Consider the following 24,302-nt stretch of genomic DNA (forward strand, 5'->3'; position numbering starts at 1 on the left):
TATAGTAATGATACGAGTTTGGTGAATACCAAATAGTAATTAACTCAATTATCGAAGGAATATAGTTATGGCTAAAAAAATACTTATGGTACTTACTTCACATGCGGATCTTGGTAACACAGGTGAAAAAACCGGTTTTTGGGTTGAAGAATTTGCAGCACCTTACTATGCATTTGTTGATGCTGGCGCTGAAGTGACACTTGCGTCTCCTGCTGGTGGCCAACCGCCAATTGACCCTACAAGCACACTTGCTGATTTTCAAACCGATGCAACTAAACGTTACGATGCAGACAGCGCAGCACAAGCGCTAATGGCCAACACACATGTACTAAGCGAAGTAAACTCAAGCGATTACGACGCAGTATTTTACCCAGGCGGCCACGGCCCATTATGGGATTTAGTAGATAACACCGATTCTGTATCACTAATTGAAAGTTTTGTTAAAGAAGAAAAACCAGTTGCTGGCGTATGTCATGCAAGTGCTGTGTTTTTAAATGTTAAAGATGCAGACGGCAATGCATTGGTAGCAGGTAAAAAAGTAACTGGCTTTACTAATAGCGAAGAAGAAGCCGTACAACTGACTGACGTAGTTCCTTTTTTAGTGGAAGACGAGCTAATCAAAAAAGGTGGCGACTACCAAAAAACCGAAGATTGGGGTGTACTTGCCCTAGAAGACGGTTTGCTGATCACGGGTCAAAACCCTGCAAGTTCAGAGCTTGCTGCTAAAAAACTATTAACTAAATTGGGTTAATAGTATTTAAATACTAAGGTTAACGCGGCCTTAATTAAGCACAGCATTTGAGCTGTGCTTTTTATTTGCTTTTCATTACCAAATACAATTCCTATACTGGCAACTGTTTAAGGTCAATTAAGGAAATTTATGACAACCAAGCCTACGTCTCTGTCATTACTAACAACGACTCGCTTTGCTATATTTAGCATTGTCGCTGCTTGCTTTGTACTTCAAGTTATTAATAGCCTTCCTGGTATAAACCTCAATGGTTTAGGTATTTACCCGCGCAGCATACAAGGTTTAATAGGCATACTTTGCGCTCCGTTTCTACACGGTAGCTGGTGGCACTTTGCCAGTAACATGCTGCCTTTTGCGGTGCTCAGCTGGCTCATTTGTCAATACAGTGTTAAACGGTTCTACTCTGTATTTATTTTCACCGCACTTGTGGGCGGGTTATTAGTGTGGGCATTTGGCCGTAGTAGCCTTCATGTTGGTTTGAGCGGCGTAATATACGGGTTGTGGGGTTTTATTCTCTGCTATGGCGTGGTCAGGCGTTCGCTAAAATCAATCGTAATCGCTATCGTTGTTGCCATACTTTATAGCGGATTTATTTGGGGCGTATTGCCGCAACGCTTTCATATTTCGTTTGAAAGCCACTTATTCGGAGCCCTAAGCGGGTTGTTTTTAGGTTATAAATTAGCAAAAGCAGATAGACAAAAAGGTTTGTAAAAAACTATTTTAAGTGAATCAATCTAACAGTGAGGTTATTTATGAGCGATACAAACGATTACACACCAGCCAAAGTGTGGACGTGGGAAAGTGAAAGTGGCGGTAAGTTTGCCAGTATTAATAGACCCATAGCTGGGGCAACTCATGACAAAACCTTGCCTATTGGCGAGCATTCATTTCAACTGTACTCGCTGGCAACGCCTAATGGCCAAAAAGCCGCTATTATGTTTGAAGAACTTTTAGAGCTTGGCCTTAATGATGCGCAATACGATGCTTATCTAATTAATATTGGCGAGGGAGATCAGTTTGGTTCTGACTTTGTTGATATTAATCCAAACTCAAAAATTCCTGCGTTACTCGATCACTCAACAACACCGCCAACTCGTGTATTTGAGTCTGGCTCTATTTTACAATATTTAGGTGAAAAGTTTGACGCACTTATACCCAAAAGCCTTGTAGCAAAAACCGAGTGCCGTAACTGGTTATTTTGGCAAATGGGCTCTGCACCCTACTTAGGTGGCGGATTTGGCCACTTTTATAGCTATGCGCCAAGTAAGATGCAATACCCCATTGACCGCTTTACTATGGAAACCAAACGCCAACTCGATGTACTTAATCAGCATTTAAGCAATAACGACTATATGGCAGGTGATGAATATTCAATTGCCGACATTGCTATTTGGCCTTGGTATGGCTCACTTGTATTAGGCGACTTATACGATGCTGCTGAGTTTTTAGACGTTGCCTCTTATACGCATGTTGTTAGGTGGGCCAAACAAATCGCTGAGCGTCCAGCGGTTAAAAGAGGTCGCCGTGTTAATCGCACATGGGGGCCCGAGGAAGAGCAATTAGCCGAGCGACATAGCGCAGACGACTTTAAATAAAGTGCTACAACGCACCAAAAAAGCCAGCTTAAATGCTGGTTTTTTATGTCCGCTATAAATATGGCGCTAATAAAATGATCACCTCACCCTGCCTGAAAGTAGAATATTTAATCATATCAATCTAGTATAAATTTACTTACCTAAAAACAGTGAAAAGCCGTGGTCAAACTAACAAAAGAGCAAATTTATAAGCGCCTTAACAATGAAGAAGATGCTAAAGCTTGCAAAGAAATTGATGAGTCTGCATGTAAAGAGGTGCCCGGTAACTTCATTATTTTATTACTAAGCCAGCTGTTTAGTAAGTTTGCAGACGCACTACTCAATCCCAAAGTTACGCTTCCCTGGTTAATGCATAGCTTAAACGTACCTGGCAGCTTTATAGCGTGGCTTGTGCCAATAAGGGAGTCTGGCTCTTTACTTCCGCAGTTGGCCATTGCCGATGTGATCCGCAAATTATCTGTTCGTAAATGGGTGTGGGTAATTGGCGCTATTGCGCAATCGATATGTATATTAGCCATGGTAGGCGTTGCTTTTGTATTAGAGGGAAAACAAGCAGGCTTCGCTATTTTAGGTTTGTTAATATTATTTAGTTTAGCACGAGGCTTTAATTCAGTAGCAGCAAAAGATGTACTGGGTAAAGTGATCCCCAAAAAACAGCGAGGCAATATTAGCGGCTTAGCGGCAAGTATTGCAGGTTTGGCAACCCTAACCTTTGGACTACTGATGTGGTTTTTTTCACAGCAGAAAGAACAAAACACGGTATTAATTGCCTTGGTATTGGGCGCAATAATGTGGATTGTGGCGGCCTTTTTTTATAGCCGCATAAATGAATACAAAGGGGCTACCGACGGTGGGAAAAACGGGCTACTGCATGCATTTACAAAACTTAAAATCCTTTACCAAGATAAGCAATTTGCCCACTTTGTTGTCACACGTGCTTTTTTATTGTGCTCAGCTTTAAGCTCGCCATTTTATATTATTTTAGCGAGTCGCCAATCGTTTGAGTTTTCGTTACTTGCAACATTTATTGCTGTATCGGGGTTAGCCAGTTTAGTGTCCGCGCCAATTTGGGGGCGATTAAGCGACCTATCAAGCCAACGAGTTTTAGTGCTTAGTGCCATGCTAGTAACTTTTAATGGTTTAACGGTATTTGTTATTGCAACCTGGTTTAACCATTTGTTGAGTGCTTGGTGGTTGCTGCCTACACTTTACTTTTTACTCTCTGTTGCTCACCAAGGTGTACGCCTTGGCCGCAAAACGTACTTAGTCGATATGGCACAAGGAAACAAGCGCACCGACTATGTTGCAGTAAGTAACACGGTTATTGGCGTGCTTTTACTCCTGTTAGGCAGCATTGGATTGCTTGAGAGCTTTTTATCTACCGCTGAACTTATTTTGCTCTACAGCCTGCTTGGGTTTTGTGGCGCCATTAGTGCATTATTTTTACCTAAAATAGAGTAATTCTAACCATACCAACTTGCACAAATACCTAAAGCAGCTTACTTGATTAAACTGCACTGTGGACAATAAACCTATCTTTAGCAAATATGCTCAGCGCTTAGGTTAATTAAGCTAACTAGCATAAACATTTTATTACAATTACTTACACCCTAACGTTAGTTTTTGCCGTAGGCTGAAAAGAGTTAAATATTCGCCTACTTAAAACTATACAAAGGGATTTACCATGTTAAAACCGTTTAGTGCATTACTTATATTGCTTGCGCCTAGTACTTTATTAGCGCAAACCATGTCGATTAAAACCACTGAAGGGTTAGTAACAACCGACTCGACAACGTTATTTGCTTTTAACAAAGAGCTTAAACAGCTAGAACGCATTGATTTACTATCAGCACAAAACTCTCAGCTCGCTCTGCCTGACAATGCAATTGGTTTTGACGTGGCAACACTTGCTAATACAAATGATAAGCAAGCGCTTGTGGTAGCTAGCGATGGCATTTACAAAGCGGATAAAGAAAAACCTTCACTTTTATTTGCATATACATCAGTAATAAACCAGTTAGAAGTAACAGAGTTTGAAAAAATAAACTTTATCATTGATGCCAACAAAGATGGCCTGAGTGATATTTTGCTCCCAGACTTAAACCAAACAACCCTTTATATTCAAACTAACAACGGCCAATTTACCCCTCATACTTTTGAAAAAAAGACGCAGTTTACTGGTGATTTTTCAAAAGATGGTCTCACCCTTGAAGTTGATATTAATAACCAACCTACAATTACGGATTTTAATCACGACGGCCTAAATGACTTAGTGTTTTTAAATAAACAAGGCGCCAATGTGCTTTACGCAAATACTAATGGTTACAACAAAGCCATGGCTGACGTTAATTTTAATATTGAGTTGGGCGAGCTTAGTAACGGTGAAAAACGCAAAATAAAGCAGCTTCTTGATATAAACAACGATGGCTATTTAGACTTTATTACCAAGCAATATAAGCCAGTGGAAGGTATGGATTCGCTCGATATTGACATAGCGCATAACCTTTATTTAGGTAATAAAACAGGGTTTAGTAAAACACCTATTAAATTGTTAAATACCAGCGGCCCTAGTCAGCTTGTATTTGAAACAGACTTTAATAACGATGGCTTAATAGACCTGCAAACAATGGACTTAGACATTGGCCTTGGCACTATTGCCTCTATGGCTATGGGCGGTGGTAAAACTGACGTAGATGTAGAGATGAATATTTATAAGCAACAAACCGATGGCTCATTTGCTAGTAAATCAAGTATAGAGATTGACCTTGAGATGGAAATAAATATGAGCAATGGCGATGCAACCCCACCCTTATACATAGGCGATATAAACGGGGATGACAAAACTGATGCGGTATATAAATACAGCAAAAAAACGCTCTATGTGTACTACGGCGAAGAGGACAATTTGCTGAACAAAAAGCGTAAAAAAATAAAATTAACCCTACCTAAAAAAAGTAAAGATATTTTGTTAGTTGACATTAACCAAGACGGTAAAAAAGACTTTGTATTTAAATTTACCGAAGAAGATGGCACCAGTAAAATTAAAACCCGCTTAAACTAACCACCTACACAAAAAGCCCAGTATTACTGGGCTTTTAATGTTAGCTTTTACATATATTTACGCTTTAATACTGAGTAACGAATCAGATTCAGACAAGCCAAACTTTTCTTGAACAGCCGATAGTATAGCGTCTTTATCTTCATCGTTTATTTGGCTTGAATACTGCTCTAGTAATTCATCAAGGTAACTTACTACATCTTCTGTATTAACTTGCTCTAGTGAATTTTGTGGCGGTGGAGGCGGTCTTTGCCCTTCAGGTCGGCCAGCATCACCAATACTTTTAGCATCAAATTCAAGCTCGCTCATTAATTCTGCCAGCTCTTTAGTGGGTGAAATACCCTGCTCTTCAAACGCAGCTTGAATGCTCTTTGCATCTTCAGAGGTTAAGTTTTCGGGATCAAATTGCGCTAGCGTTTCTTTTACAAAATCACTTTGTTCTGATGTTAGCGATACAGCTTGGCTTTTTTGCTGCGGCATAAAATTAGTAGCGTTATTGTTTATTGAATTGATCATGTTAGTTTCCTTTCAACGTTCACGACGAGGTGGTTTATGTTCACTTAATTCTTGCTCGCTGATTTCCCCATTACCGTCAGCATCAATTTCATCAAAAATAGTCTGTGCGTCACCGTGAGGTGGCTTTTTAGTATTAAATTCATCAAAACTAATTGCACCATTGCCATCGGTGTCGAGAGTTGAAAAGTCTGGCTTAGGCGGTTTGTTATTACTTCCTTTTGCAGCAATATTGGCCGAAAAAACAATGCTAAGTAATACAATCATTGCTGTTGATGTTAAATGCTTCATAGTAATAACCTTATATTTAGGGCGTGTTGATACCGTAAACTTACACCTTAAAAACGCAAAAAATGTGCAAATAATAAGGAAGTATTAAATAATTTAAAAAATTGATGTGTTCTAGGGCGTTCTGGTTGCTCAATTTACAATCAGCAGATAAGCTAACGCAAGCATGTGTAAATGCGCGTAATACTGCCCTTAATTCTCAAAGCTGATATACTGCTTGAGTATATAAAACAACTAATTACAGAGCACTTTCTTAAATAATGATTAATAACCAACTCCACTTAGCAGGCAAGCTGTGAAAACACCAAAACGCTTACAACCCCTTATCGATGACGGTTTAATTGACGAAGTACTTAGCCGACTAATGAGCGGTAAAGAAGCCGATGTATTTGTAGTTCGCTGTGGTGAACACATTCGGTGTGCAAAGGTTTATAAAGATGCTGTTAAACGCAGTTTTAAAAAAGCCGCACAATACCAAGAAGGCCGAAAAGTTCGCGGTGGTCGCCAAGCTCGCGCAATGGGAAAACGCTCAAGTTACGGGCGCCAGTTAGAAGAAGAAATTTGGCAAAATGCTGAGGTTGATGCTCTTTCTCGTTTAGCTAGAGCCGGTGTGCGTGTACCCGATACATATTTTTGTGTTGATGGTGTTTTACTTATGGAGCTTGTGTCTGACAGCGAAGGCGATGTTGCGCCGCAGCTAGGCCATGTAAGTATGAGTAAAGAGGAAGCTATAAAACAACATACACTGATGATGCATTACATTATGCTTATGCTGTGCGCGGGTATTATTCATGGAGACTTATCAGAGTTTAATGTGCTTGTTGACGATAAAGGCCCTGTGATTATTGATTTACCGCAAGCTGTAAATGCGTCTGCTAACAATAGCGCTGAAGCCATGTTTGCTCGTGACGTAAACAACATGCGTCGTTACTATAGTGAGTTTGCACCTGAGTTGTTAAATACCCAATACGCTAAAGAAATGTGGGCGCTATTTGAAGAGGCAAAACTTACACCTAATTCTATACTCACCGGTGAATTTGAAGATGACAGCGAAGAAGCTGACGTTGATTCAGTACTAGACGAGATACAAGCTGCAGCCGATGAAGAGCAAGAGCGACTAGCGCGCATTAACTTTTCAGACGAAGAATAAAACGCCAACGTTTTTGTTAATCGCTTTGTTCCCTTATTGCGGGTGTACAAAGCGATAACCTACCCCATAAACAGATTGAATCACACTCTCTGTTTTAGTTAATTCATCCAGCTTTTTACGCAATTTTTTTATGTGGCTGTCAATCGTTCTATGACTCACAATACGCTGATCGGTGTACATGGTATCCATTAAGCTATCTCGTGAATAAATTCTACTCGGGTTATTAAACAAAGGTTTAAACAACTGAAACTCAAAGTTAGTTAGCTCAATGTCGTTATCTTGGTATTTTACTTTATAGGTGGTTTCATCTAATTGCATTACCGATGTTTGTACTGCTGAAACGTTGAGACGCCTTAAAATAGCTTTTACCCGCGCAACCAACTCTGCGTAACTAAACGGCTTACAAATATAATCATCTGCGCCTAACTCAAGCCCTAGCAAGCGATCTATCTCTTCTACTTTGGCCGATACCATAATAATAGGCACATTGGAAAAACGCCTAATCGCTTTACATAATTCGATTCCGCTTTGACCTGGTAACATTACGTCTAGCAAAATAAGGCTTGGCCTATTAATTTCAAGCCATGGAAGTACGTCATTCCCATGGTGTATTTGATGAGTATTAAAATGATGATTCATTAAAAAATCACTCATTAGATTAGATAATTTTTCTTCATCTTCAACTATCAAAATGTGTTCACTCATTGGCACCTCTATTCGTAACGTAAATTCAAACCACTTAATAAAGTAGGCAATTTAAAGATTAGGTTTAAACATTGTTAAATGGTTGGCAGGCGTATAATAATAGCTAAACCACCTAGGTCCGCTTTTTCTGCGACTATCTCACCATTATGACCTTCAACTATATGTTTACAGATTGATAAACCAAGGCCTGAACCACCTTCTTGGCGGTTACGCGCACCATCAACTCGATACAGGTATTCAAACAAATGCGCTAAATGTGAAGACTCTACCCCAACCCCATTATCCTCAATACTCAGCTCAATAAATGACTGCCCTTTTTTACTTATGTTTTTAGCAGTTATTGAAATAGTCGTGCACTGAGCATAATGAACTGCATTCATTAAAATATTATCAAACAACTGCAGTAGCCGTGTTTTATCAGCCTCAACATTGGCGTATTGAGCGCTATTTAATAGATATAGTTTGATTGTATGCTGCTCAAATATAACCTGATATTTTTGCTCGATTGTATTTAACAGTATTGTTAAATCGGTTGGCTGCATGGTGTAATGCATCCCCCCTAATTCGGCACTATTTAGCATATGTAAATCATCTATTAGGCGCTTTAAATGCATCGCCTCATCATTAGCTGAACTAATATTTTGGGTGTTAGGCTCACGTACGCCAAGTAACATTGCTTCAAGTTCACCCAGCAAAATACTCATTGGTGTTCTTAATTCGTGAGAAATATTAGCTAACCAGCGTTTACGTACTTGCTCATCTTTAGCTAGTGTAAAGGCCAGTGTATTAAAATCTTCACTTAATTGGCCTAATTCGTCTTTTCTATCAAGAGTCAGCTTAGTAGTGAAGTGACCTTGCGTAAGCTGATGCATCCCGGTTGCTATTTTTTTTACCGGGCTTACTAAATGCCGTGATAGTAAAAAAGTTAACAGCAACGTAAATAACGCAGCAGCTATAGCAATAAACCATAAGTAGTCTGTTTGCTGTTCTAAAAAATCAAGCTCGTAGCCATCAACCAAATTATCTCTTTTTGAAACAGCTAAATAACCAATGACTATATTGTTAACAGTAATTGGCGTATTGATATAGGTGAGTTCATCGAGATAACGCCCTCTTATCGGTTGCTTATTTTTATCAAGTAACGCGTAATGAGCAATATCGTTTGGTCTGGGAGGGCCTTTCATATCAAAGCGACCGCGTTCAGGTGGTGGTGGCCTCATTGACCGGCCTCTAGGACTTGGGCGTTCTGCAAATTCAGAAAATTGGCTGCTTTGTAACTCGGCTTCAACAAGGCGTCTAAAGCTTTTATTGTCACGGATGACTTCGTCCCACGAGGCACTGCTTTCGTATTGCTTTGCGAGCTTTGCTAGAAGCGGCTCAAGTGCTTTTATTTCTTTTGCATTCACATAATCAATAACACCTTGGCCTATGCTCCATTGTATGAGCACCACCAGCCCCGCAATAATGCTAAAGGTAAAGCTAAACAAAATTAAAAAAAGTTTATTGTGAATTTTCATGGGGAAGCGTTCACCTTAAAATTAAACCGCCACTTATAACTTGGCCATATTTAAATAAGTTTAACAACTAAACGTGCAAACAATGTGCACCTACTTAAAAAATTGTACAAAAAAGGCGACCTAAGTCGCCTTTGTATTGTTTAGTTTTTTAAATGTTTATCAAAAAAATCTAAAAAAGCCTGCAGCGTTTTAACGCGATGTGCTTGATGCGATAAATAATGATCGCCATCTTCTAACTCAATATAAGTAACGTCTTTATTTTCATCGTCTAATTCATCTTCCATTTCCCGACTATGGTAAACAGGCACTACACTGTCATCACTGCCATGAACCAATAATATAGGTCGGTTAATCTGCTTTGCATACGTTACAGGAGAGTTAGCTTCTAGCATATCGTCGTCTGTACCAAACTGTTTTCTGACTATTTCTTTATTGGTAAAGTAACGCGCTTTAAAAACAAGGTGTTCTAAATCACTTACGCCTGCAAAACTGGCAGCACATTTAAATGTTTCAGGGTGCTTAACAACCGCCATTAACGCTGCATAACCACCATAACTTGCGCCACCAATACAAATTTTTTCAGGTTGTGCAATACCTTGTTCAATAAGCCAATTGGCGCCATCTTGTAAATCGTCTTGCATGGCTAAACCAAAACCCTGAATAGATTGCATTAAAAACTCATAACCATATCCGCTTGAGCCTCTAAAGTTTGGCTGTAATACAGCGTAACCATGATAAGCCAATAATGCAGTCCAATAATCAAAGTTAGCGTAATCTCGCGCCATTGGACCACCATGCGGAAATATTATAGTGGGTAATTTATCGCCCTTTTCATACCCTACAGGCAACGTTAAATAACCTTCAATGGTTAATCCATCTCGCGCTTTATAACTAATGCGTTCTTTACCGCCGTATACTGTTTCATCAATTTGCGGATAGGCATGAGCAAGTAAAGACAATTCATTTTTAGTTCTATCGCCAAGAAGGTACATGCCAGAGGTGCTGTCTGAGGTAAAGTAAACAATATACTTTTGTTGGTCTTCGGTGGTGCTTACAATGTCAAGATCGTACTCATCTTTAGCGAGCGATGCACGTAGCGAACGGTACAATTTATCTAAATCTGCATCCCAGTAGTTTACCCCGTCCTCTAAATGAGAATCAGTAAAGCCTGCAACCTCACCTGTTTTGCTAGAATAAAAAATAGAACCATCAAAGTCGTATTTATCATTACTGTAAATTAACTCGCGCTCTTTAGTAGTTAGGTTAAGTCTAAACAATGCATCTCGCCCGTTGTGCAAAGCCGAGATATATAAAAGGTTAGGGTTTTTATCAAACCCTAATATAGAAATACTTTGCTCACTAAATACTTCGTAATCAAATAACGTGTCCCAGTCTCCGGTCTCAGCGTTAAGTAATTCATAAGTAAATTGAGTATCGTCCATTATTTTAGCGATTCGCACATTGCCTTGTCTGTCGGAAAACCACGCTGTAACATTATTACGAGGCCTTTGTATTTGCGTTCTGCGCAATGTGGTTAGGTCTAACTCGTATACCGCAGGAGTATTAGCTATTTTAAAGTCACCCTGCACTAAAATTTTATTTTTTTGCTTAGGTAAAAAACTAACAATTTTATCGGCAAACTGTGGCTGTCTCTCGCCACGAGCGGCATTTCCCCTCATAGCCAACTTAATGCCTTTATCGTTAGTTAAGTTATAAGCATACATAAGAGTTGAAGTATATTTAGCACCACCAAATTGGTACTTTATATGGCGTGCACCAAGCAACAGAACATCATCATTCGCCCAGCTATACCAGTCAAAAAATACAGTTTGGTTGTCAGACTGTAAAATAGGGGTAATAACACCTGTTTTAAAGTTTTTTACCATTAGAATTAAAGTGCCTTTGTTGTTTCTTACAAAGGCAAGGTTTTCACCATTAGGCGAAAGCTTTACTTGGCTAAAGTCTTTTAAGCCCGCAAAGGCTTCTATTGGCAATTTTTTATCTTGTTCGGCGAGAGTATTAAAGCTAATAAGAGTGATCAATGCAGCAGCAATAAGTTTACGCATCAAAAGTCCTTTTATTTTTATGTTTTTAAATCAGGTCCGTATTCTATAACTGAGGGCGCTTAAGAACAAATTTATCTTTTGTCGTACTAAAGTAATCGCCACCCATTTTCCCTACAGCCTCTAATCGAGCAGGATCAATATAACCGTTTACTAATATTGCATCATCAACGCATATACCAACTATATCCAATAACATCATTTTTCCGCCACCGGTTTTTTCTGAAACCGTAATTACCTCACGCAAGGTACATTCATAGCGTACTTTAGAAGCCTCGACACTTGGCGGGCTCACTAATGTACTTGGCGCCTGTTGTATATTTGCTTCATCAAACTCGCTTACGTTATTAGGGTAATTGGCACAGCTTTGGTTCATTTGTTCAACTAAGCTATGGCTAACAATATTGACCACGCACTCTTTAGTCGCCAGTAAATTAGTTAACGTGTCTTTGTTAGCGTGATCACGCGGATTTACCTGAGTAACACTTAATACAGGGGGATTACAGCTTGCTACGGTAAAAAATGAGTACGGGGCAATGTTCGCAATCCCTTTTTCGCTTAACGTGCTGATCCATGCAATTGGGCGCGGGCTTATACCGCCCACTAAATATGAATATACATTGTGATCAGCATTGCTAGTTAAATCTAAAAACATGTTTTTCCTTTTTATTATTAAAACTAAATCGCAATTTGAAACCTTTACGTACTAACAACTTTAACTTTTTTATTTTAGTGCGTTTTTTGTAGCAAACAGTACACGTTAATAAAAATACAAACGCAATAAAACACCAAATAAAGTGAACATCAATATACTAATTTAAGCTAAGAGTCGTAAATTAAATGCGTGAAAAAATAAATATAGTGTGGTTTAAACGCGATTTACGCTTAAGCGATCATCAGCCATTAAAAAGTGCGTTTGACACTGGCCTACCTACCTTACTAATTTACAACTTTGAACCACTTCTGCTTGAGGATGCACATTATAATGAACGACACTGGCGCTTTGTGTACCAGTCTATTGTTGATTTAAACTCTCAATTAGCGCGCTTTAATGCAAAGGTGTATATATTCAATGAGAACATGCAAACTCTGCTTCAAAGGCTTGATGGGCAGTTTGAAATATCACATATTTTTAGCCACCAAGAAATAGGGCTAAATAATACCTTTGAACGCGACTTAGCAATTAAAGCTTGGTGCCACCATAACCATATTAACTGGCAAGAGTCGCCAACAGGCGCTGTTATTCGTGGTAAAAAAAACCGTGACAATTGGAACGAACGCTGGCAAAAAACAATGCAGGCTCCGCTTGCTATACCCAATTGGAAGAATGTTAATACCGTCAAACTTAAAAATTATAACAATCCAGAATTACCTGAAACTTACACTCAAGATGATGACAATTTTCAGCAGGGCGGCCCGCTTCATGCTAGAGAAGTTATGCAAAGTTTTTTTACCCAACGCGGTAAAGGCTATCAAAAAGGAATATCTAGCCCTAGCTTAAGCCGCACCCATTGCTCTAGACTATCGCCATATTTAGCATGGGGAAATATAAGCCTTAGGCAAGTTTATCAAACTGCGATTGACGCTTATCATTCAAACCATCCTGATAAAAAAGGTTGGAAGCGCCCGCTTGCTGCTTTTGTATCTCGTTTGCATTGGCATTGCCACTTTATGCAAAAATTTGAAAGCGAATGCACTATGGAGTTTAAAGCATTAAACTCGGGCTATCATTCATTTCCGTATCGTACCGATAAACATGTAAAGCGTGACATTGAGCGCTGGGCGCAGGGGCAAACAGGCGTGCCTATAATAGATGCATGCATGCGCTGTTTAAAGGCCACCGGTTATATTAACTTTAGAATGCGCGCTATGTTGGTGAGCTTTGTAACACACCATTTAAACATAAGCTGGCAGCAAGCAAGCTTTCCGTTAGCTAACTATTTTTTAGACTTTGAACCAGGTATTCATTATCCGCAAATTCAAATGCAGGCATCGGTTACGGGTATTAATACCATTCGCCATTACAACCCGATAAAGCAATCTGAAGATCAGGACCCAACAGGCGCCTTTATAAAAAAGTGGTGCCCTGAACTTGAAAAGCTCCCTATTGAATATTTACACGAGCCGTGGGAGCAAACACCAATGGAAGCGCTTTTTAACGATTTTAAACTGGGTGAAGATTACCCCGAGCCTATGCTTGATTTAACACTCGCCTCAAAAGACGCCCGCGAGCGATTATGGCAATACCGAGATCGTCCTGAAGTTAAACGTGCCATAGGAAAAATACTTAGAAAGCATGTTGCAATCACACCTAACACAAGCAAAGTAAAAAATAAAAACACCGCTAAAAATAACACTCAGGTTAAGTAACTATGGCGCATAAAAAACTAAACCTACCGCAAAAAATTTGCCCTATCTGTAATAAACCATTTACGTGGCGTAAAAAATGGCAACGAGATTGGGACAATGTCATTTATTGCTCAGAGCGGTGTAAACGAAATAATAAGTGATTGCAATTTACTGGCGTCTATTTTGCAACATCATCTGAAATTAATGTTTTTTCGGTTTTATTTAAGCTTTTTGTAAATAACGCTTACCTAATCTGAAAAACTTACATTTAAACAAGGAGAAGATGATGACGATTAAAAAAACGGCAAACTCAAACTGGTCTGGCGATATTAAAACAGGCAAAGGCAGTATTTCAACGCAAAGTGGTGCACTTGATAAACAGCCGTACGGCTTTAATACCCGTTTTGAAGATGAGCCAGGCTCAAACCCTGAGGAGCTAGTAGGTGCCGCACACAGTGCCTGTTTTAGCATGGCGCTGTCGCTTGCATTAGGTGATGCTGGTTTTACAGCCGATAAAATTGATACCAAAGCAACGGTAAGCCTTGATGAAGTAGACGATGGCTTTGCAGTGACGCATATAGCACTTGAAGTAAAAGCACGTATTAGTGACATAGCTAATGAGCAGTTTCAGGCCTTATGTGAGCAAACTAAAAAAGGCTGCCCTATCTCAAAGCTGCTTAATACCGAAATTTCACTTAAAGCAACACTCGATAACGCCTCATAACCAAACCATAGTTATTTTCAATAATATGCAACTTAAGCCAAGTGAGTTTTTTACTTGGCTTTTCATTCATTAGCCAACCCTTTTTGAGTTGTTTAAATCTAATAAATCGTTAAGTAGTGCAATCCCCATACCCAACGCCGGCCATATTACCCATAAATAATTTGGCGAGGTAATTAAATTAATGACTGTTAACAATGCTAATACAGCTAAATAACGCTTTAGATTTTCAAAAAATGTTGATGTATTCATATTTACTCTCCTCTTTGTGTATAGGGTTATTTTTAAGCATAAACAAAACAAATACAGCTGTTAAAAGTCACTCAATATTATGACAAGTGTCATTAATTAGGGCCTACTTATTAATTATTTCTTACTACTTAAAATATAAAAACTCATACTTTAACTTGTTTGTGTTAAGATCGAACTTAAACTAACCTTAAATGCTTATATTAAAAAGGCCGAACTAAATGAATGAAAAATCAACAAATTGCACAAAAGTTACCTGCAGTAACTGTGAAGATGCAAACACACTTGAGTTTGATTTTTCAATGGCGTTTCAACCGATCATAAATTGCCAAAGCAACAATATTTTTGGCTACGAGGCATTAGTGAGGGGACTAAACGGCGAATCTGCTTATTCTATTATTTCTAAGGTAAACGAAAGTAACCGCTATGCGTTTGACCAGCTTTGCCGTATTAAAGCAATTGAACTTGCCGCCAAACTAGGCATTACCTCAATGCTAAGCATTAACTTTTTACCCAACGCTATTTATAAGCCTGAGCGCTGCATTCGTACTACATTAGAGGCGGCTAAAAAGTATAATTTTCCTATTAAAAACATCATGTTTGAATTTACCGAGGTAGAAAAAGTAGAAGATACTGCACATATAAAGCGTGTAGTTGATTATTATCAATCATTAGGCTTTAAAACCGCCACAGACGACTTTGGTGCAGGTTACTCTGGCTTAAATCTACTTGCTGACTTTCAAACAGATATCATTAAGCTAGATATGGCACTTATACGAGATATAAACAGCGATAAAAAACGCCAATTAATAGTAACCCACTGCCTAAATATGTTTAGAGATTTAAATATTACAGCACTGGCTGAAGGTATAGAAACAGTAGAAGAATACGTGTGGCTTAAACACGCGGGGGTTGAATTAATGCAGGGCTACTTATTTGCAAAGCCTGGCTTTGAGTGCTTACCCAATGTGAACCTTGATTTGTAAAGTAGAGAATAATCGCACACCTTAAATTTATACAAAGCTTGATTAATGCCGCTCATTGTAAAACGGCATTAATCTGTTAAGTCTAACCTACTGCTTACCTGACCATGCCTTCACTAATTGGGTTAATTGCTGTTTTATATCATTATTAGCAATTGCCTGACTTAGGGTTTCAGTTAACACTTTAATTTCGTCCTGATTAGTATTTTGTGCAATAACCTCACCTAACTGCTGCCCAAACATCGTAATTGTTTGATTAACATTATTAGCATTGAGTGTTTTATTGAGTTCGCTTAACTGAGAATGTGCGCTACTTTTCTCAATGACACTAATTAGCTCTGCTACACTGCTTTTATCTGGCGCTTGGTGTAATAAGCTTTGAAGTGTTTCATTAAGTAAATTAAAGCTCTGACGGTTATCTAAATTGGCCAAACCTTCGCCAACCGTGCCAATTGATGCATTGTAATCATAACTTAAGTTACTTTTACTGAGCTTACTTGCAATGCCCTCTAACGCCTCATGCAAATATCCCATTTGCTCAACCGCCATCATTACCGGGCTACCTGCACCATCAAGTTTATTTAACCTAACAAAGTCACCTTTAATTTGCTCATAGCGCGCTTGTTCTTGCGCTGTGGCGGTACCTCGCAGTTCACCTAACTTAAGTAGATTCTCTTCAGAACCTTTACTGAGTGTTTGAGCCTCACCTCGGTAATGATCGCAAATTAAATTCTCGAGCTCTTCGTCATTCATAGCTGCTACAACTTTTTCAGCCATTTTATTCATATTACGGTAGCTACCTTGTAGCTTGAACGGCGGCTCTGTACGGTAGTTGTTGTCTTGCGCAGCTGAAGCAATATATTGCGCATTTACTTTTAATACGGTGTCTCTAATAGTGATCAGTTTATTAATTACCGCTTTAATTTCGTTTGCCTCAGCTTGTGAGTAACCATACTCAAGCTCGTTAAGTGGTATATCTTCACCTTGGCAAATACGCACAAATTTGTATAAATCGTCCATATTTCTGTTTGCCAGCGGTGCAAGCACGGAGTTAGATGTAAGGGCATTTTCTATAAAGCTCATTGCAAACTCTTGCTCGCACCCTGCTAACGTATCACCTAAGTTATAAATATCGGCACGGTTAGCAAGCATATCCGGTATATTAAAGCTCTCACCCGATTCGGTATAGGGGTTACCCGCCATAACCACAGCAAACTTTTTACCACGTAAATCATACGTTTTACTTTTGCCATTCCACACGCCATCAATTCGGCGCGAGCCATCACATAGCGAAATAAACTTTTGTAAAAATTCAGGGTTTGTATGCTGAATATCATCTAAATAAAGCATTACGTTATTGCCCATTTCAAAGCTTTGATTGATTTTAGCAATCTCTTTTTCGGCAGTTGCGTTAATGGCTTGAGATGGGTCAAGTGATACTTGGTCGTGCCCTATTGACGGGCAATTTACTTTTACAAATGTTAAGCCTAGGCGGTTAGCCACGTATTCAACTAACGTAGTTTTACCATAACCAGGCGGCGATATAAGTAATAGCATCCCCATTAAATCGGTGCGTTTGTTTTTACCCGCTGAGCCAATTTGTTTTGCTAAGTTATCGCCAATAATTGGAAAGTACACTTTATTAATAAGCTGGTTTCGCACAAATGAACTCAAAGGCCGCGCTTTAAATTCATCTAATTGTAAGCGCTCTTTTTGCTCAGCTAAAATTTCACTGCGTAGAGAATGGTATTGCTCAAAGGCAGGGACTTGTTCAGTAATATACTCTCGCGTGCGTGCATAAAACGACGCATAATCAACTTGAAGTGTTTGCTCACTTATTTGCTTATGCTGCCCCATTAATCCACTAACAGTGTAATCGGCATTTACATCTAAAACGCTGTATTTGAAAGAAGTAGAGGCTGTTAAATGAAGGTAATTCGCAGCTTCAGCTTGAACTTCAGCGCTAATATTACTGTGTTGTAAACAATAGGCATTTAGCCAACTTAAATAAAGTAGACCGCGCTCATCTGTGCTATTAAGTGTGGTATTAGCTTGGGTTAGCTCTTTGCTAAACCCCTTACTATTTGCATCACTATTAAACTGCTCGGCGAGGTTTTTAGCTTGCTGAGATACTATAAACAGAGGCTCATCTGCACTTTTTTGCTGCGCCAATTGCTTAATTAAATATGCTGCGCTGAGCTCACTTGATAAATTACTAAAGTGCACAAGCATACGAGGTATCGTATTTAAAAACTCGCTGATATATTCACTCAGTTGAGATGTTAAAGCGCTAATAAAGTTAATTGCGCCAAAGTGCGTTTCCATCAACAATGCATTTTTTGCTTGGTGATAAAAAGTAGCCAACTGTTCTGCTGACAATTGTGCGCTGTAAAGCTGCGCTACTACCCTACAACTTACTGGGTAAATGAGTAAATCAAGGGTGCTTTTTTGATTAAGTAAAGACTCTATTATTGCGCTTGCGTCATGATCGTGAATGCCCTTTTCGTAACCTTCTTGGTAACGGGGCTCTGCAAATTTTTGCACTACATTTAAAAGCGTACCGTTGTCTTTAGCTTGCTGTAATTGTGTAAATGTAAGTGCATGCTCACTATTTTCGCAGGCTAATAACATTTGTGCAGCTAAATATTCACCACGATAAATAGCGCTGTTTTCAGACACGAGCGCTTGCTGCCACAAGTGACGGCTTTGCGCTAATGTTTCAACACTTTTTGCGTCGGTAATCGGCTCAAAGTAATCGGTCCCTGTTAAATGCAGCATTAGCTGCTCATCACGAGGCAGTAACGTTAAATCAAGTAATTGTTTATTAACACTAAATGCGTGTTTACCTATACTTACCGTATTACCGCCATCGGTAAATATATCTTGTTTATCACGTAATGAGCGAATGCCCTGATCTTTGCTTGCTTTTAGTTTTGACTGAATATCATCGGCACGTATTTCGTCGCCAATATCTTTTAACTCTTGCGTAAGTGCTCGTAACTTACTGATCATCGGATCAGCTGCAAAGTAGGTGTTTAATGCATCTAACTCAGTGAAGCTTTGCGAACGTCGATTAACGCCCTGTAAAATACGCTCTGCGGCATTTGCTAAATTAAGCGCACGTCGCTGACGCGCATCAATTAGGCTTTGCTTATGTGCTTCAAAGCTTTCATAAACGTCATCGCGCTTGGCTATTATTTCACTAAGGTATTCATCAAAATCGCTAAATTGCGACTCGAGCTCTTCTAGCTGTATTAGCAAACGCGATAATTGATCGTCACACGCCTCAGGGGTTTTTGCATTATTTAATGCATTAGTAATACTTTGCGAAAACAACTTAAAACGAGCGGCAAACTCAGCTTTAGCCTCAACACTGCCTAAGCTTTTTTGACGTATTTCTATGCCTGCTTTTGCCCTATTAACTAACGCATATACACCGCTAATATCTTCTAAAATTTGGGTGCGAATACGGCTATCGTCTATGTCTAAATCAAGCATTGTGTGGTTAAGTAAATCAAGTTCCACACTTTGTTTATCAAGCTCAGCAACATAGGTTTTGAGTTCGGTTACGCTTTCACTCTTAGCACTTAACTCTTCGAGCTCTTTTAACTTTTTATGATACGGCTCGAGTGCTGTTGATTGCTGTAAAAAAGCTGCAGTAGCTTGGCTTACACCGCTCAAATGCTCATCTACATCAGCTTGTAACTGGTTAAGCGCATCGGTGTCTATGTACTTAATATCTTCAAGGCTGATTATTTGCCCTTTTAGTACTTTTAACGCGTCTATTGCCGTAACAAATTCAGACACCGCTTTAAAGCTATCGGGGCGAACCTCTCGTGTTACTTCTGTGTACTGTTTAGTTATATCTGCAAGTGCTTGCTTAGCTTTGTTCTGTATTTCAGTTACTTTTTCAAACTCATCAAGTACTTGTTCTGCTGTCTCAAAAATACTGTGCAAGCTTTGCGCTATGTCAGCAAACTCACTTTCGTTGAGCCAATGGTAGCGATCAAATATATTTCGGCTCAGCGAAATCATATCTTCGTAGTGAAACAAACTTGGGCTTTGCTCGTTAATCGCTTTGCATACGCTATATAAATCTGAAATACCGCGTACTAAATCGGGGTTACCAATTTTTCCAAAAAAACTCGTTAAAGCAGGTGCATTGGCGGCAAACTCAGCTGATACAAATGGGCTTTGCCATATTTGGATTGGGTGTACGCGTTCAGCTTGTTCGTTATCGGCTTTGAAGGTTAACGCTATGCCATCGTTGTAAATACCATAACCGTGACAGTAGATTGGGTTTTGTAAGTTTTTATCAATAATATTGTAAGCAAATAAAGCATAGCGTCCTTCGCTTGGCTCATAAAATACATACAATACATCTTCGCCATTGGGCGATTTAACTTGGCGATGAAATTCTAAATCATCAATTTGTTCTTCAAATGAGCGAGCCTGTCCCGACTGCAAATAGTAACCACCGGGGAAAATAATACCATGGTCTTCAGGCAGCGTAACACATGCGCTACCAATGGCATCTTGACGCGTAACCTGCAAAGTGCGGCTGTTAAAAATAAAATAGCGCCACTGCTTTTCTCGGTATGGCAAAATTTTAAGTAAAATCAAGTCACCCACTTGCGCGTATTCAACCTCGCTATCAGCAAGCGATTGGTTTTTATCTTCAACAGGTTCTTGATGAATGCCTTCGCCGGTTTCGGTGCTGTTTTCTATTTTTATGGTGAGTGTGCCACCAATGGTTTCAACAAATACGGTATCAGCAATATTTATATGACCGTGACGCCCTTCAACATGGTCACTGCGGTCTGTTTCTTGCCATTCAAAATCATAATCGTGTGCATGCTTTATATCGCGTTCACCGCGATTATCAATATAATGAATAGTGTTATCTGGGTGTATCTCCCATCTAAACACTCGCACGTCAGAGAGCTTTTCACCAATCTGAAACAACGCAAATAACTTACCGTTTTGTTGATATAAGTGCTGTAGCTTGGTTTGCTTGTAGTAAGTATAAAGCTCTTCAAAATCTCTAATAAAACGGGTATCGGTTAAAAATAAGGTTTTTTCTGGGTAGGGTTCAATCTCAAAGTGGTCCTCTTGCTGAACCAATTTGTGCACACTAAATACATCATCAATTGAGGTTTCTTTTTTCAGACCCAAAAACACGTTGTAAGCAAAAATAACCTTGTCGCCTACAATCACAATATCGCGAGGCGTACAGTTTTGCTCGGTGCGCGCACGCACGCGCCCTTTAACTTGAAGCTCTGTACTACCAAACTCGCTAATACGCTGCGAATTAACGTTATCTGTTTGCGTTTTGAGTGTTGCGCCAAAATTATTTAAGCGACGCTTAATTAAATCGTACGATCCCTGCTCTAAAGCATGTTGTGTTGAGTCCGTCATTAAACCTTTCCTGCAGTATTACTTTTGTATGTGTGATCAAAAAAGCCGTAAATAAATTACGGCTATAGATTGAGAGGGAGTTAGTCTTGCGGGTCGAGTTTTATTTTCTCGTCAAGGCCGCTGCCCATATTGCTCCCTAGCATACTTAGTAATTGGCTTTTTTCAGCCGCTGTGGTGTTACTCAATTGCTTTAATAATTTACTCATATTAAGGTTTTTCATGGTTTCAGCTGAGCCGTTAGCGCCCGCTAATACTCCTTTCAAATCCTCAATTAAATTGCGATCGCCATTTAAGTGATCTTTAAATACAGTTTGTACTGTTTTGCTTTCATCTACTAAACCATCTATTGATTTACCTAAGCTAATAGCACTCATAAACTGGTTAAAGAACTGGCCATCGCCGCCCATAATATTAATATCGGCATCGCCTAGTGCTTTGCTCATCACTTGAGCTTGATGCTCTGCTATGTCTTTACCTGCCTCAATTTTAGCCAGCACTAGCTCTTTTTGCTGGTTTAGTTGTAGTGTAAAGCTTTCGTAGTCACGGGCATCTTGGTCCATCGCATTAAGCGCTTGTAGTTTTTCTTCAAGACCTTTGGCCTCTGCAAGCATTTTACGTTCAAGGTTAATGGCTTCAACTTCACCTTGTTTCTCATTCGCATCAGCCATGGCTGTTTGCACTTGCGCTTGAGATAGCCCTATTTCACGGTTACCTTGTGCTTCTGCTTCTAATTTTTGACGCAATACTTTAGCGTCTACTTCACCCTGCATTGCGTTTGCTTGTGCTTTAGCTGTTATAACGTCAGCTTCAGCTAAGCCCTGCGCTGCGGTTTCAACTTGTTGTGCTTGAGCAAGTATCTTTTTAGACTCTGCTTGCTGGTTAGCAATACGCAGTTCTGCATTGGCCATTGTTTCAAGTTCACGAGCTTTAAATTCAGCGGCTTGCTCTTGCGCTTTAGCGGCTTCAATATCTTTAACTAGTGCTTCTTCTGCTTCTGCTTTTGCACGAATAATAATGGCGTCTTTTTCACGCTCTGCACCCGCTAAAACCTGCACATCTTTAATACGCTCTTGCTCTTCAGCTACCGACTTTTCTACTATTACGCGATCGCGCACTACATCAGCAATTTCTTTACGTTCTACTTCAAGTGCTTTTTCTTTATTAATTCGTAAAATTTCAGTTTCTCTTTCTCGTTCAATCACTTCTATTTCACGAGAGCGTAAAACTTTTTCTTCCTCAATACCCAGTACTCGCAGTCGGTTTTGCTCTGCAATATCAAGCTCTCGTTGCTTGTTTTGCTCGCTAATTCCAATTGACTCTTCAGATTGAATACGCGCCTGCTCTGATTTTAAACGCTCTTCGTGGCGTACTTTTTCAGCTTCGGCGTGTTCACGCGCTTTAACGGTTTCAATTTCACGAACTTGACGCGACATTGCATCTTGCTTTTGGCGTTCTATTTCAAGTGATTTCTCAGTGGCTTCTTGGTTTTGTATTTCTACTTTTGCGCGCTCATCACATTTTAATTGATTGGTTAATACATTTTGCGCTGCCGTCATTTCGGTAATACGACGAATACCTTCTGCATCAAGAATATTTTGTGAATCAAGCTTTTCAATCGACGTTTGTTCTAGGTAATCAATGGCAACATCTTCAAGTGTATAGCCAGATAAGTCCTGCCCTATCACTTCTTTAATGTTGTCTCTAAATTCGTTTCGGTGAGTAAATAACTCAACAAAATCCATTCGCTTACCAACCGTTTTAAGTGCCTCTGAAAACTTAGCTTCAAATAATTCTTGCAGCGTTTCATGCTCTGATGCACGTGCACAACCTACTTGCTTTGCTACACGTAAAATATCGTCTTTGTTTTCATTAACACGAATATAAAACGTAATGGCGATATCGGCACGTATATTGTCTCTACAAATCAAGCCGCCTTTGTCTTTACGTTCAAGTACCATGCGCTTTGTTGAAATATCCATCACTTCCATTTTATGGATAACAGGGTAAACAATGCCACCGGTAGTGGTAACGTCTGGCTCACTTTTCATTTTATTTATAATGAGAGCTTGGCCTTGTTCCACTTTGCGATAAAACTTGCCAACAATTAACAAAATAGCAAAAATGACCGCTATCGCTATACCTACAAACGTTAATATAGGTAGTAAGTTATCTAAAAATTCCATGTTATGTCCTAACGTAATTATCGATTTATTATGTGTTATTTACAGCAAAAAACGGCGTTGTGTTACCAAGGTTTAGCAGTAACAATATAACAATGCTGCTTTTTTATATGCTCAAGTAATATTACCGTATCACCTGCGCTGAAGGGGTATTCATCATGCGATCTAATTTCAATGAGTTGCTCAGTGCCTTGAAAATTAACTCTGCCTTGACCAAACGTTGGTGTCACTTTTCCAGTAACAACCGTGCATTCAAGACCCAATAAGTCGCTACTGCGAGAAGTTTCTACACTTGAGAAAAAGCGTTGTAATGGTTTTGAAATAATTACTGCAATTGGTAAAGCAATAATCGCGCTTACTACCAGCATCACAAAGCCAAACACATAAAATAAAACACCATCACCAAGTAGGTAAGCAAAAAACTTATGTGCATAAATACTAATTAGCCAGCTAAGCATAACCACTAAACTAATTGATACCGTAATAGGAATACTGCCAAAACCAAAGTTTGACGCTGAATGGGCGCTATTTGAATTAGATGAACTGGGCTCTATGTCTAAATCAGATTCAAACATATCAATGTCAGCAAAGCCTAATAAAGTGATCACCCAAAAAAGGATTACAACCAAAAGCAGGGCCGTGAAAATAATGGTAGGAAACGTAAGTGCTAAATTCAAAAAGTCCATATTACTGCTATCCATCTGTATTAATACATTTACACAGTATGATTTTTACCATTTTGAAGAGAGTTTGTTAAGTTTT

Annotated in this window: 20 protein-coding genes; 10 read left to right on the top strand and 10 right to left on the bottom strand. The window is 39.3% G+C overall.

Annotated features, from left to right (window positions below; all coding sequences use genetic code 11):
• Positions 1–67: 67 nt before the first annotated feature.
• The 5 genes from PMAN_RS10340 (at position 68) to PMAN_RS10360 (ending at position 5,407) form a co-directional block, all read left to right on the top strand.
• Positions 68–751, top strand: a complete 684-nt coding sequence (locus PMAN_RS10340; protein WP_010557046.1) for a type 1 glutamine amidotransferase domain-containing protein — start codon at positions 68–70, stop codon at positions 749–751.
• A 129-nt stretch (positions 752–880) separates the two neighbouring features.
• On the top strand, positions 881–1,462 hold the full coding sequence (locus PMAN_RS10345; RefSeq protein ID WP_006791437.1) for a rhomboid family intramembrane serine protease: 582 nt from the start codon (positions 881–883) through the stop codon (positions 1,460–1,462).
• Positions 1,463–1,503: 41 nt separating this feature from the next.
• Entirely contained in the window at positions 1,504–2,346 is an 843-nt protein-coding gene (gene yghU, locus PMAN_RS10350; RefSeq protein WP_010557045.1) for a glutathione-dependent disulfide-bond oxidoreductase, read from the top strand.
• 159 nt (positions 2,347–2,505) lie between these two features.
• Positions 2,506–3,807: an MFS transporter gene (locus tag PMAN_RS10355; protein WP_010557044.1), complete on the top strand. Its 1,302-nt coding sequence runs from the start codon at positions 2,506–2,508 to the stop codon at positions 3,805–3,807.
• Between the two features lie 223 nt (positions 3,808–4,030).
• Complete coding sequence (locus PMAN_RS10360; RefSeq protein WP_010557043.1) at positions 4,031–5,407, top strand: FG-GAP repeat domain-containing protein; 1,377 nt, start codon at positions 4,031–4,033, stop codon at positions 5,405–5,407.
• 57 nt (positions 5,408–5,464) lie between these two features.
• On the opposite strand, the gene PMAN_RS10365 is transcribed toward PMAN_RS10360, so the two are convergent.
• Entirely contained in the window at positions 5,465–5,920 is a 456-nt protein-coding gene (locus tag PMAN_RS10365) for a hypothetical protein (protein ID WP_008132298.1), read from the bottom strand.
• A 12-nt stretch (positions 5,921–5,932) separates the two neighbouring features.
• Positions 5,933–6,208 (bottom strand): EF-hand domain-containing protein, encoded by a 276-nt coding sequence (locus tag PMAN_RS10370; RefSeq protein ID WP_008132299.1) that lies wholly within the window; start codon positions 6,206–6,208, stop codon positions 5,933–5,935.
• A gap of 292 nt (positions 6,209–6,500) precedes the next feature.
• Here PMAN_RS10370 and PMAN_RS10375 point away from each other — a divergent pair, with 292 nt between their 5' ends.
• Positions 6,501–7,355 carry a PA4780 family RIO1-like protein kinase gene (locus tag PMAN_RS10375; protein WP_008132303.1) on the top strand — a complete coding sequence of 285 codons (855 nt, stop codon included), beginning with the start codon at positions 6,501–6,503 and terminating at the stop codon, positions 7,353–7,355.
• A 33-nt stretch (positions 7,356–7,388) separates the two neighbouring features.
• Here the strand turns inward: PMAN_RS10375 and PMAN_RS10380 are convergent, their stop codons facing one another.
• From PMAN_RS10380 to PMAN_RS10395, 4 genes are all read right to left on the bottom strand, one after another.
• Positions 7,389–8,060, bottom strand: coding sequence for a response regulator (locus PMAN_RS10380; RefSeq protein WP_006791444.1), 672 nt, complete (start codon positions 8,058–8,060; stop codon positions 7,389–7,391).
• 74 nt (positions 8,061–8,134) lie between these two features.
• Complete coding sequence (locus PMAN_RS10385) at positions 8,135–9,577, bottom strand: ATP-binding protein (RefSeq protein ID WP_010557042.1); 1,443 nt, start codon at positions 9,575–9,577, stop codon at positions 8,135–8,137.
• A 140-nt stretch (positions 9,578–9,717) separates the two neighbouring features.
• Positions 9,718–11,643 carry an alpha/beta hydrolase family protein gene (locus PMAN_RS10390; protein ID WP_010557041.1) on the bottom strand — a complete coding sequence of 642 codons (1,926 nt, stop codon included), beginning with the start codon at positions 11,641–11,643 and terminating at the stop codon, positions 9,718–9,720.
• A gap of 43 nt (positions 11,644–11,686) precedes the next feature.
• Positions 11,687–12,295: a flavin reductase family protein gene (locus PMAN_RS10395; protein ID WP_010557040.1), complete on the bottom strand. Its 609-nt coding sequence runs from the start codon at positions 12,293–12,295 to the stop codon at positions 11,687–11,689.
• 185 nt (positions 12,296–12,480) lie between these two features.
• On the opposite strand from PMAN_RS10395, the gene PMAN_RS10400 reads away from it, so the two are divergent.
• The 3 genes from PMAN_RS10400 (at position 12,481) to PMAN_RS10410 (ending at position 14,713) form a co-directional block, all read left to right on the top strand.
• On the top strand, positions 12,481–14,010 hold the full coding sequence (locus PMAN_RS10400; protein WP_010557039.1) for a cryptochrome/deoxyribodipyrimidine photo-lyase family protein: 1,530 nt from the start codon (positions 12,481–12,483) through the stop codon (positions 14,008–14,010).
• Positions 14,011–14,012: 2 nt separating this feature from the next.
• Positions 14,013–14,150, top strand: a complete 138-nt coding sequence (locus PMAN_RS10405) for a DUF2256 domain-containing protein (RefSeq protein ID WP_010557038.1) — start codon at positions 14,013–14,015, stop codon at positions 14,148–14,150.
• Positions 14,151–14,275: 125 nt separating this feature from the next.
• Complete coding sequence (locus PMAN_RS10410) at positions 14,276–14,713, top strand: OsmC family protein (RefSeq protein ID WP_010557037.1); 438 nt, start codon at positions 14,276–14,278, stop codon at positions 14,711–14,713.
• A 69-nt stretch (positions 14,714–14,782) separates the two neighbouring features.
• Here PMAN_RS10410 and PMAN_RS10415 read toward each other — a convergent pair whose 3' ends face one another.
• Positions 14,783–14,962 carry a 2TM domain-containing protein gene (locus PMAN_RS10415; RefSeq protein WP_006791451.1) on the bottom strand — a complete coding sequence of 60 codons (180 nt, stop codon included), beginning with the start codon at positions 14,960–14,962 and terminating at the stop codon, positions 14,783–14,785.
• A 218-nt stretch (positions 14,963–15,180) separates the two neighbouring features.
• On the opposite strand from PMAN_RS10415, the gene PMAN_RS10420 reads away from it, so the two are divergent.
• A complete protein-coding gene (locus PMAN_RS10420) occupies positions 15,181–15,945 on the top strand; it encodes an EAL domain-containing protein (protein WP_010557036.1) in 765 nt (254 codons plus the stop codon).
• A gap of 87 nt (positions 15,946–16,032) precedes the next feature.
• Here the strand turns inward: PMAN_RS10420 and PMAN_RS10425 are convergent, their stop codons facing one another.
• The 3 genes from PMAN_RS10425 to PMAN_RS10435 all read right to left on the bottom strand — a co-directional run bounded on the left by PMAN_RS10425 (position 16,033) and on the right by PMAN_RS10435 (position 24,226).
• Positions 16,033–21,360 carry a DNA repair ATPase gene (locus PMAN_RS10425; RefSeq protein ID WP_010557035.1) on the bottom strand — a complete coding sequence of 1,776 codons (5,328 nt, stop codon included), beginning with the start codon at positions 21,358–21,360 and terminating at the stop codon, positions 16,033–16,035.
• 80 nt (positions 21,361–21,440) lie between these two features.
• Positions 21,441–23,543 (bottom strand): flotillin family protein, encoded by a 2,103-nt coding sequence (locus PMAN_RS10430; protein ID WP_010557034.1) that lies wholly within the window; start codon positions 23,541–23,543, stop codon positions 21,441–21,443.
• A 62-nt stretch (positions 23,544–23,605) separates the two neighbouring features.
• On the bottom strand, positions 23,606–24,226 hold the full coding sequence (locus PMAN_RS10435; RefSeq protein WP_010557033.1) for an OB-fold-containig protein: 621 nt from the start codon (positions 24,224–24,226) through the stop codon (positions 23,606–23,608).
• Positions 24,227–24,302: the final 76 nt, after the last annotated feature.

It is taken from the genome of Pseudoalteromonas marina, from assembly GCF_000238335.3.
GTDB classification, from domain to species: Bacteria; Pseudomonadota; Gammaproteobacteria; order Enterobacterales; family Alteromonadaceae; genus Pseudoalteromonas; species Pseudoalteromonas marina.

Bases quoted from the DNA above. Each gene is read 5' to 3' on its own strand.
- PMAN_RS10340 (WP_010557046.1), top strand. From the start codon at position 68: ATGGCTAAAAAAATACTTATGGTACTTACTTCACATGCGGATCTTGGT.
- PMAN_RS10345 (WP_006791437.1), top strand. From the start codon at position 881: ATGACAACCAAGCCTACGTCTCTGTCATTACTAACAACGACTCGCTTT.
- yghU (WP_010557045.1), top strand. From the start codon at position 1,504: ATGAGCGATACAAACGATTACACACCAGCCAAAGTGTGGACGTGGGAA.
- PMAN_RS10360 (WP_010557043.1), top strand. From the start codon at position 4,031: ATGTTAAAACCGTTTAGTGCATTACTTATATTGCTTGCGCCTAGTACT.
- PMAN_RS10365 (WP_008132298.1), bottom strand. From the start codon at position 5,920: ATGATCAATTCAATAAACAATAACGCTACTAATTTTATGCCGCAGCAA.
- PMAN_RS10370 (WP_008132299.1), bottom strand. From the start codon at position 6,208: ATGAAGCATTTAACATCAACAGCAATGATTGTATTACTTAGCATTGTT.
- PMAN_RS10380 (WP_006791444.1), bottom strand. From the start codon at position 8,060: ATGAGTGAACACATTTTGATAGTTGAAGATGAAGAAAAATTATCTAAT.
- PMAN_RS10385 (WP_010557042.1), bottom strand. From the start codon at position 9,577: ATGAAAATTCACAATAAACTTTTTTTAATTTTGTTTAGCTTTACCTTT.
- PMAN_RS10390 (WP_010557041.1), bottom strand. From the start codon at position 11,643: ATGCGTAAACTTATTGCTGCTGCATTGATCACTCTTATTAGCTTTAAT.
- PMAN_RS10395 (WP_010557040.1), bottom strand. From the start codon at position 12,295: ATGTTTTTAGATTTAACTAGCAATGCTGATCACAATGTATATTCATAT.
- PMAN_RS10400 (WP_010557039.1), top strand. From the start codon at position 12,481: ATGCGTGAAAAAATAAATATAGTGTGGTTTAAACGCGATTTACGCTTA.
- PMAN_RS10405 (WP_010557038.1), top strand. From the start codon at position 14,013: ATGGCGCATAAAAAACTAAACCTACCGCAAAAAATTTGCCCTATCTGT.
- PMAN_RS10410 (WP_010557037.1), top strand. From the start codon at position 14,276: ATGACGATTAAAAAAACGGCAAACTCAAACTGGTCTGGCGATATTAAA.
- PMAN_RS10415 (WP_006791451.1), bottom strand. From the start codon at position 14,962: ATGAATACATCAACATTTTTTGAAAATCTAAAGCGTTATTTAGCTGTA.
- PMAN_RS10420 (WP_010557036.1), top strand. From the start codon at position 15,181: ATGAATGAAAAATCAACAAATTGCACAAAAGTTACCTGCAGTAACTGT.
- PMAN_RS10425 (WP_010557035.1), bottom strand. From the start codon at position 21,360: ATGACGGACTCAACACAACATGCTTTAGAGCAGGGATCGTACGATTTA.
- PMAN_RS10430 (WP_010557034.1), bottom strand. From the start codon at position 23,543: ATGGAATTTTTAGATAACTTACTACCTATATTAACGTTTGTAGGTATA.
- PMAN_RS10435 (WP_010557033.1), bottom strand. From the start codon at position 24,226: ATGGACTTTTTGAATTTAGCACTTACGTTTCCTACCATTATTTTCACG.